This window comes from Pseudomonadota bacterium, from assembly GCA_034660915.1.
GTDB lineage: Bacteria > Desulfobacterota > Anaeroferrophillalia > Anaeroferrophillales > Anaeroferrophillaceae > DQWO01.
On the sequence record JAYEKE010000197.1, the window covers coordinates 1 to 8754 of the forward strand.

Sequence of the window (8754 nt, forward strand, 5' to 3'; positions counted from 1 at the left end):
GGTTCTCTGTGACTTTGTGCCTCTGTGAGAGTATTTTTATCTTTTCTGAAAACGTAGTCGAATGTTTACGTTTGTAATAGCAAAACATCCTGTAATCATTAAACCTAAAAGGTACAAGGTAAAAACCCTACACCCTACACCTTAAACCTTTAAAGGCTAATCGCTCAGTTTAGGTTATTATTGAACAGGCCTTTCTGACCGGGGAAAATGGTTGTTTTTACCCGGGAATTTTTCTTGCCTTCGACAATACTACGCTCTTCATTAAGAAAAAAAATAATTTTTTCTCCTTCAATAACATTTTTCCCTTCTTTCAGCAGCGGTTTGCCGGTCAGTATGACTTTGTTATCAGCGGTATAAAAATGGGCTGTTTCACAGGTTGCTATTTTTTTATCCAGATCGATGGTTACTGAACCATTGGCAATGATTTCTTTAACATCGTTTTCCTTTTCGACAAAGAGGATGGTCATGGTATCCGCCTGTAAAGTCATCTTATCCTGTCGGGCTATTACCTCGCCTTTGAAGATAGCCTGTCCTTTCTGCTGGTCTATGTCCAGTCGATCTGATGAAATGTCAATGGGGGTTTTTGAGGACTTGAAAAGTGGTTCAGCCGAAAACGCCGGCACAACCAGCAGCAAAATGATCAGAAAACTGCAAAAACAGATGAATTGTAAACGGTTGTTCATTTTTTCTCTCCCTGTAATTTGATATGTGCCTTAACCCCTCCGGAGAAGTGAAAACGGTTTTCAGGCACCTCCATTGAAGCGCGTTTAGCTTTGATACTGAAGCCGGTCCGTTTGATGGTAACAGGTTTATTAATGATGATTTCTTCCTTTTGATCCAGGTAGGTAAGCTCTTCTGTCGTGATGATGTCGCTGGCGTTGCTGATCCGGATATGACCGGTTAGGTATACATTGTTATTGTTGGTATTGTAACTGCCCTGATCAGCGGTAATAAGGGTTTGGGAATCGTCGGTGGCGAAAAGAGTGACATGAATATCCGTCAGTATTATGTTGTCACTCCCTTTGTTTCGCTGGGCTTTGGCAGCTGTAAGTTCCCAGCGTTTCCTGCCACTTTTTGAATGGGTATAATGGGCATCGTTTAATTCAAATTCCAGTTGGCGGGCAATGACCGGCAATATGGTTTTTTTGACGGTTTGGGGGGCCATCCGGAAATAGACGGCTGAAAAAATGATGCCGGCCAGGAGTATCACTCCTGCCGCGAGTACTAATTTTTTCATGGTGTCAGCCGAAATAACGCTGGGTAAGCTGGTCCCAGGATTGCTGGGTCCAGAGGATAAGCTCACAAAGTTCACGAATGGCGCCGCCACCGCCGGGATACCGTGAACGCCAGTGAATATAGTGGTCCAGCTCGGGAATGCCGTCAGCTACGGTTACCGCAAACCCAACCTTTCTCAGGACGGGAATGTCAACCAGGTCATCGCCCACATAACATATCTGCTCATCTTTTAAGGCAAATTTTAATTTTATCTGCTGGTAGGCAGCGATTTTATCATGAACTTTCTGGAAAACCGTATCAATTCCCAGCTCTTTGGCCCGATGTTCGACCACCCGGGATTGTCGTCCGGTGAGCAGGGCCAGCTGAAATCCTGAGCGTTTAAGCAACTTGACTCCATGGCCATCACGCACATGAAAATTCTTACTTTCTTCGCCCCGGTCATTGATGATAATCCTGCCGTCAGTCAGCACTCCATCAACATCCATGATTAACCCTTTTAAAGGAAGCAGACGTTGCCGCTGTTCATCCTGAAGCTTGAATTTGTCCATGGTAAATACTTCCTTTTATACTCTTAGGCCGGCGTAGCCGGAAGCAAAAAAAATTTTATATGAAAATACGTTGAATATCTAACGACCACGAAGCACACGAAGAGCACGAAGGAGTAAAATAATTGCTTTTCTTCGTGCCTTTCGTGTTCTTCGTGGTTGCTTTCATTTTTGAGTATAACGAAGAGTTGGGAGAAAAGGGCATTATTGGGCAGTCTCCTAAACAACTCCGGCACGCAAAAGGTCATGAAGGTGGAGCAGGCCGATGGGCTTTTGTTCTCCATCGTTTTCAACCACAAAAACGGCAGTAATTGAATATTGTTCCATGATCTGCAATCCCTGGCTGGCCAGGGCTTTGGCGCTGATCTTTTTGGGGTTCCTGGTCATTATTTTATCGGCGGTAAAGGTTAAGAGGTTATTGTATTGTTCCAGTGATCGCCGCAGGTCTCCGTCAGTGATGACCCCAACCAGAATCCCATCTGTGTCGGTAACCCCGGTCATCCCAAATCCTTTACCGGTGATTTCCAGCAAGGTTTCTTTCATGTTGGTTGCCATCGAAACCAGGGGAATTTCATCGCCTGTATGCATGATATCCTGGATCCGTAACAATAAGCGTTTTCCCAGGGTGCCGCCGGGATGGCGGCGGGCAAAGTCTTCTTCGCTGAAACCTTTGGCGCTCAAAAGGACTGCAGCCAGAGCATCCCCCATGGCCAGAGTTACAGTGGTGCTGGCTGTGGGTGCCAGGCCCAGGGGGCATGCTTCTCGATCGACACGAATGTCAAGGACAACATCACTTAATTTGGCCAGCTCTGATTGTCTGTTTCCGGTCAGGCTGATAAGCGGCAAGCCGAATCTTTTAACCGCAGGGACTATTTTTACCAGTTCTTCGGTATTGCCGCTGTAAGAAACCGCCATAACCACATCATTGCGGGACAGGATTCCCAAATCTCCATGTAATCCTTCCGTGGGGTGGAGAAAAATTGCCGGGGTGCCGGTACTGGAAAAGGTGGCCGCGATTTTTCGGCAGATAATGCCGGATTTGCCGATGCCGGTAATGATTACTTTTCCCTGACAGTCGGCCAGCAACCGCACGGCTTCAACAAAATCCTGGCCGATGTGTTCTTCCAGTCGGTTGATGGCCAGTGCCTCAATGGCCAGAGCCTGGCGTCCTTCACTTATTATCCGTTGGCTGTCTTTGATCACAAGTTTTTCCCTTTAAAATAAATGAAAGGTTAAAGGCGAAAGGTTCAATTAGCGGTTAGCCATTAGCAATTAGCTTTTAAAAATCAGGGCTTTACGTTGATTAGTAACAACACCCAACGGATGAAGGTGGGCGATATTAAATATCTTGTAATTATTGACTCAACTTTCTGAGTTGCGCTAAAAACAGCTTAAAATAAATCTCCAAGGATGTTCCGGCATGGCTTTCGCTCATTCTCGCCGGCCGTCCATGGCCGGCTTCCGAGGCGTCCGCCGCGAATCACCTCGTGTGATTCGTTCGGCGGCCAATACCGCTATGAGCCAAGCCCGAACATCCGGCAATATGTCCCTGGCAATGCAAGTCAGAAAGTTGAGTATTGAGCTAACTGCTAACTGCTAAAAGCTAATCGCTTAATTTAGATATTAATGACTATATAAAACATTACGAAACCATCAAAGCTGGCAGGCGTCCCATATTTGACGCAGGTGTCTTAGAAGGGGCTTTAATTGTTCCAGTGATAATGAGTTGGCCCCGTCACATAATGCCTGAGCAGGATCCGGGTGAACTTCCATGAACAAGGCATCAACTCCGGTAGCTACTGCCGCCGCTGCCAGAGTGGGGATCATCCGCCGGTCACCACCAGAACATACTCCCTGGGCAGCCGGCAGCTGGACCGAATGAGTGGCGTCAAAAATAACCGGGCAGCCGGTTTCTAACATGATGGGAACCGCCCGGAAATCGACCACCAGGTTATGGTAGCCAAAGGTGGTTCCTCGTTCAGTCAAAAGAATTTTATCATTGCCGGTAGTGCTGATTTTACCGGTGATGCCCCCCATATCTTCGGGAGCCATAAATTGTCCTTTTTTGACATTAACCGGTTTCCCGGTTTTGCCGGCGGCCAGTAGCAGATCGGTCTGCCGGCAGAGAAAGGCCGGAATCTGGATGATATCGACAACCTCAGCCACCATCATCACCTCATGCTGATCGTGGACATCGGTAATGACCGGAATTTCCAGTTTATCCCTTACTTTTGCCAGGATTTCAAGCCCTTTATCAATCCCAGGGCCTCGGAATGATTGAACATTACTTCGATTGGCTTTATCGTACGAAGCTTTGAAGATGTAAGGGATATCCAGCGATTGGCATATCTTTGCCACGGTTTCCGCCGTCTCAAGTACCAGTCTTTCACTTTCTATGACGCATGGCCCGGCAATCAGCGCCAGGGGTTTCCCGGTGCCGATACTTATCGAAGAATTGATGGTGACAGGATTCATGGTCTTATGATGGCTGCTGGTCGAGAGATGCTTTGATAAAGGCTACAAAAAGAGGGTGTGGTTTCATCGGTTTGGAGGTGAATTCCGGGTGAAACTGGCAGCCAAGATACCATGGATGTTCTTTGATCTCAATGATTTCAACCAGTTTGCGGTCGGCATGGGTGCCGGTAATCTGCAGGCCGCTGGCTTTAAGAAGATCACGATATTCGTTATTAAATTCATATCGATGCCGGTGCCGTTCAGAGATGTTATCGCTACCGTAGGCCTGCCTCGCGTGAGAACCGGAGGCCAGTCGGCAGGGATGCGCTCCCAGCCGCATAGTTCCTCCCTTGGGTGTGTCTTCGTTTCTGGTCACCGTTTGACGGCCATCTTTGGTGGTCCACTCTTTCATCAGATAGATGATCGGATAAGTGGTCTCCGGATTAAACTCGGAACTGTTGGCATCATTAAGTTTGGCGCAATCCCGGGCAAACTCAACGGCCATCAACTGCATTCCCAGGCAGATGCCAAACAGGGGGATTTTGTGAGTTCTGGCATAGTTAATGGCTTTAATCTTTCCTTCGATGCCCCGATTGCCAAAACCGCCGGGCACCAGGATCCCTGAAATTCCCGCGAACCTGGCTGCCAGTTTTTCAGCGCTCAACTCTTCCAGTTGTTCTGAATCCATGTACTCCAGGTTCACCTTGGCGTTATTGGCAATTCCACCGTGAACCAGGGCTTCATTTAGACTCTTATAGGATTCTTTCAGGGCGGTATATTTACCGACGATGCCTATCTTAACCTCGTGCTGGGGCTCTTTGATTTTATGAATAATTTTTTCCCAGGTTCCCAGCCGGGGAGCTCCTGTCCAGATATTGAGCAGAGAGACCACCTTATCATCCAGCCCCTCATGGTGAAGTGAAAGAGGAACTTCATAAATGCTTTCAACATCACGGGCGGTGAAGACCGCTTCCGGGGGAAGGTTGCAGAAGAGGGATATCTTGGCCTTGAGTTCCCGGTTTAATGGCCGGTCGGAACGACAGAGGATGATATCCGGCTGAATGCCGATACTCCGCAATTCTTTGACGCTGTGCTGGGTGGGTTTGGTCTTCAGCTCCTCGGCGGCCTGAATGTAGGGGACCAGGGTAAGGTGAATGTAGAGGACATTCTCCGGACCTATATCATAGCGAAACTGGCGGATTGCCTCCAGGAAAGGTTGACTTTCAATGTCACCGACCGTGCCGCCAATCTCCACCAGGGCCACGTCAACATCACCGGTTCCCCGGCGGATACATTCCTTGATTTCATCGGTAATATGCGGAATGACCTGGACTGTCCCTCCCAGGTAGTCGCCACGACGTTCCTTGGTAATGACCGCGTCATAAATCTTGCCGGTGGTGTAATTGCTTTTTTTGGTTAATTTGGCATTGGTAAAGCGTTCGTAGTGTCCCAGATCAAGATCGGTTTCAGCCCCGTCATCGGTAACGAATACCTCCCCGTGCTGAAAGGGACTCATGGTTCCGGGATCAACGTTCAGGTAGGGATCAAGCTTTTGGATGCCGACGGTCAGATTGCGGGCTTCAAGCAAAGCTCCCAGGGAGGCGGCAGCCAAACCTTTACCGAGGGAGGAAATGACCCCGCCGGTAACAAAAATATATTTTGGTTTCACTAGTATGAACTCACTTTCAATGTTCTTTGTTTATCAGATATTTCATAAACCGCCAGCCTTCCTGCCAGTGCTTGTCAGCATTCGCGGCAGTTATTTCACAATATTCCTTATGGGGGCCCGGGAGTTTATTCTCGCTGTCGTATAACAGGTAAGGTACCGGTTCGGACGAGTGAGTTTTGGTCCGAATGGGGGTGGGATGATCAGGCAGGACGGCCATCCGGAAAGCAGAAAATTTCTGCAAACCATCAATCAGAGGGCCGACAACCTGCCGATCAAGGTCTTCAATAGCCTGGATTTTTTTTTCCAGGCTGCCTTCATGAGAAGCTTCATCCGGAGCTTCCAGGTGCAGATAGACAAAATCGTGCTCCTCCAGGCTTTTCAGGGTGTAGTGAACCTTATTTTCATAATTGGTATCCAGGTAGCCGGTTGCTCCCGGGACATCCACCGCTGCCAGCCCGGCACAGATACCGATACCTTTCAGCAGGTCCACCGCGGAAATAACCACGCCACTGCAGCCAAAACGATCAACAAAAGAATCTAAAAGAGGTTTTTTCCCCTGTCCCCAGAGCCAGATGGAGTTGGCGGTCACCTCTCCTTTTTCCAGTTTTTCCCGAATGAATGGCAGCCGATAAATAATCATTTGTGATGACAGCATCAGGTTATGGATCGGGGAGCCGTGGTCCGCGGGCAGATGGTCGACAATCTCCTTACCGCTGATATCGTGGGGAGGAGTCAGCTTGATTTCAGCCAGCTCCACCGGGCAATCTTTGATGACCATCAGGTGACGATAGCTGACCCCGGGGTAAAAACGAAGTTGTTCATTGCCAAGCTCAAGATTGAGTTGCTCTATAACTTTCCTGGCTTCAGCGGTGCTGATATGCCCGGCGCTGAAGTCGTGCATGTAGCCGCGGCCTTCAAAATGGAGGATGTTGACCAGGTTGCAGCGGAAAGCCACGTCTTCCGGACCCAGTTCAATGCCCATGCTGGCAGCTTCCAAAGGCGCACGTCCGGTATAATAGCGGGCCGGGTCATAACCGAAAACCGACAGGTTTGCCACATCGCTACCGGCGGGAAATCCCGGGGGGACCGTGGTCAGGGTTCCCTGTTCCGCTGTTTTTGCCAGCTTGTCGAGATTGGGGGTGTTGGCCGCTGCCAGCGGTGTCTTTCCCCTCAGACTTTCCTGGGGTTCATCAGCCATGCCATCGCCGAGAATAACCAGAAATTTTTTATTGCTCATGGGCTTGTTTCCTCCATGACCAGGTTTTTTTCCAAGGTAATCGAATTTCCCTGTTGGTTGAATGTTACCCGATCAAAATAATTGGCCATCAGAATAATCCCGCGGCCGTGCGGTTTAAACAGGTTTTCGGGATCCCGGGGATCAGGCAGGGACCGCCAGTCAAAGCCCGGTCCTTCATCGGTGATCTCGCAGGAAAAAGATGTGGTAGTTACCGTGGTTGCCACCAGGACCTGCCGATCGGCATAGGGCGATTCGGTCATTCTTTTTTCAAGGATTTCCAGATAATCGGATTTTTCCTTCAAGGTGGAAGAAAGCTCCAGGTTACCGTGTTCAATGGCATTGACCACCGCTTCATGCAGAGCCATCCGGATGCCGGTTAATTCCGGCTGCAGGGATTTTCCCCCAACCTTTTTTATTTCCCGAATCAATTCATTGACCAGAGAGTGAACCAGCTTAATGTCATTGCTGATTTTAAAACAAATCTTTTTGCCCTCCAGATAATGGTATAATTCGGTTTCTTGCTGGGTTTCATCGATGGCTTGTTTAATCTTTTGAATGATTTCCCGAACGTCCTTGACCTGAAAAGGTTTTTCTAGATAATCCAAGGCTCCCAGCTTTAATGCCGTAATGATATTATCCCTGGTGCCATAACCCGAGGCGATAACGAAAGGGGCTTCCGGGAAAGATTTTCTTGCCTGCTGGAGAAACTGGATGCCATCCATTTCCGGCATCTTGATGTCGCTGATAACCAGCATAACATCATCACAATGAGCTTCCAATGCTTCCAGGGCCAATTCCCCATTTTCAAAGTTACGTTGCTTCAGCCCTTCCTGCTCGACAATTTCAGCCAGAACTTCCCGGGTGGCGAAATCATCTTCAGCAATAATAACCAGGTTTTTAGGCATTGATCAATGACCTCAGGAGGTTGTCAGAGAATAGCAATTTTTTATCGAATCGAGGCGACAGCCTCCTGGGAACGGATGTCTTTAATGGTGAACAGTGCCTGCAGCTTAAAACCTTTCTCTGCCAGCATTTCAGCTCCACCTTCATGCCGGTCCAACAGGGTGATAACCTGTTTGACCCGCAAACCATATGCCTGGGCCCGCTCGATTGCTTTCAGCAATGATCCGCCAGTAGTTACCACATCTTCAACAATGGCAACCGCATCACCCTCATTAAGATTTTTATTGCCTTCTATCCACAGGTTTTTTCCATGACCTTTCGGTTCCTTGCGGATGTAAAAGGCGTGAACCGGCGGGCCGGAAAACCAGCTCAGCAGGCTGACCGCCGTGGCAATGGGATCAGCTCCCATGCTCAAACCGCCGACCGCTCTAATCGGAGTTTCAGCCGATCGAATAAGATCTAAGGTCAGGCTGCCGGTCAAAAAGCTTCCTTCACCATGCAGGGTGGTCTGTTTCCCGTCCACATAATAGCTGCTGATTTTGCCGGAGGTCAGGGTTACCTGACGATTTTCATAGGAAAGCTTAGCCAACAGTTGCAGCAGCCGGGCTTTTTTATTCATAAAATATTCCTGTTGAAAAAAGTCTCAAAATGATTCCTGAATTGAGCGATTATCTTTTAGCAGTTAGTAACTTACCGCTGAAAATCTGCAA

The 8754-nt window shown here is 48.5% G+C and carries 10 protein-coding genes; 1 reads left to right on the top strand and 9 read right to left on the bottom strand.

Features of this window, described 5'->3' with window-relative positions; translation table 11 throughout:
• Nucleotides 1-164: 164 nt before the first annotated feature.
• From lptA to U9P07_11235, 4 genes are all read right to left on the bottom strand, one after another.
• Nucleotides 165-683, bottom strand: coding sequence for a lipopolysaccharide transport periplasmic protein LptA (gene lptA, locus U9P07_11220; GenBank protein ID MEA2109978.1), 519 nt, complete (start codon nucleotides 681-683; stop codon nucleotides 165-167).
• Nucleotides 680-1237: an LPS export ABC transporter periplasmic protein LptC gene (gene lptC / locus U9P07_11225; protein ID MEA2109979.1), complete on the bottom strand. Its 558-nt coding sequence runs from the start codon at nucleotides 1235-1237 to the stop codon at nucleotides 680-682. Before lptC ends, lptA begins: the two co-directional genes overlap by 4 nt.
• Before the next feature lie 4 nt (nucleotides 1238-1241).
• The gene (locus U9P07_11230; GenBank protein MEA2109980.1) at nucleotides 1242-1784 is read right to left on the bottom strand and encodes an HAD-IIIA family hydrolase; all 543 of its coding nucleotides are present in this window, start codon (nucleotides 1782-1784) and stop codon (nucleotides 1242-1244) included.
• Nucleotides 1785-2000: 216 nt separating this feature from the next.
• On the bottom strand, nucleotides 2001-2984 hold the full coding sequence (locus tag U9P07_11235) for a KpsF/GutQ family sugar-phosphate isomerase (protein MEA2109981.1): 984 nt from the start codon (nucleotides 2982-2984) through the stop codon (nucleotides 2001-2003).
• A gap of 217 nt (nucleotides 2985-3201) precedes the next feature.
• Between U9P07_11235 and U9P07_11240 the strand changes: the two genes are divergently transcribed.
• Nucleotides 3202-3381 (top strand): hypothetical protein, encoded by a 180-nt coding sequence (locus U9P07_11240; GenBank protein MEA2109982.1) that lies wholly within the window; start codon nucleotides 3202-3204, stop codon nucleotides 3379-3381.
• Between the two features lie 53 nt (nucleotides 3382-3434).
• Here the strand turns inward: U9P07_11240 and kdsA are convergent, their stop codons facing one another.
• Genes kdsA through pyrE form a run of 5 tightly spaced genes read right to left on the bottom strand, consistent with a single transcriptional unit; the run spans nucleotide 3435 to nucleotide 8663 of the window.
• Complete coding sequence (gene kdsA / locus U9P07_11245) at nucleotides 3435-4256, bottom strand: 3-deoxy-8-phosphooctulonate synthase (GenBank protein MEA2109983.1); 822 nt, start codon at nucleotides 4254-4256, stop codon at nucleotides 3435-3437.
• A 4-nt stretch (nucleotides 4257-4260) separates the two neighbouring features.
• A complete protein-coding gene (locus U9P07_11250; GenBank protein ID MEA2109984.1) occupies nucleotides 4261-5904 on the bottom strand; it encodes a CTP synthase in 1644 nt (547 codons plus the stop codon).
• A 16-nt stretch (nucleotides 5905-5920) separates the two neighbouring features.
• Entirely contained in the window at nucleotides 5921-7141 is a 1221-nt protein-coding gene (locus tag U9P07_11255) for a cofactor-independent phosphoglycerate mutase (protein ID MEA2109985.1), read from the bottom strand.
• Nucleotides 7138-8046: a response regulator gene (locus tag U9P07_11260; GenBank protein ID MEA2109986.1), complete on the bottom strand. Its 909-nt coding sequence runs from the start codon at nucleotides 8044-8046 to the stop codon at nucleotides 7138-7140. Before U9P07_11260 ends, U9P07_11255 begins: the two co-directional genes overlap by 4 nt.
• Nucleotides 8047-8087: 41 nt before the next feature.
• Nucleotides 8088-8663 carry an orotate phosphoribosyltransferase gene (gene pyrE, locus U9P07_11265; GenBank protein MEA2109987.1) on the bottom strand — a complete coding sequence of 192 codons (576 nt, stop codon included), beginning with the start codon at nucleotides 8661-8663 and terminating at the stop codon, nucleotides 8088-8090.
• Between the last annotated feature and the right edge of the window lie 91 nt (nucleotides 8664-8754).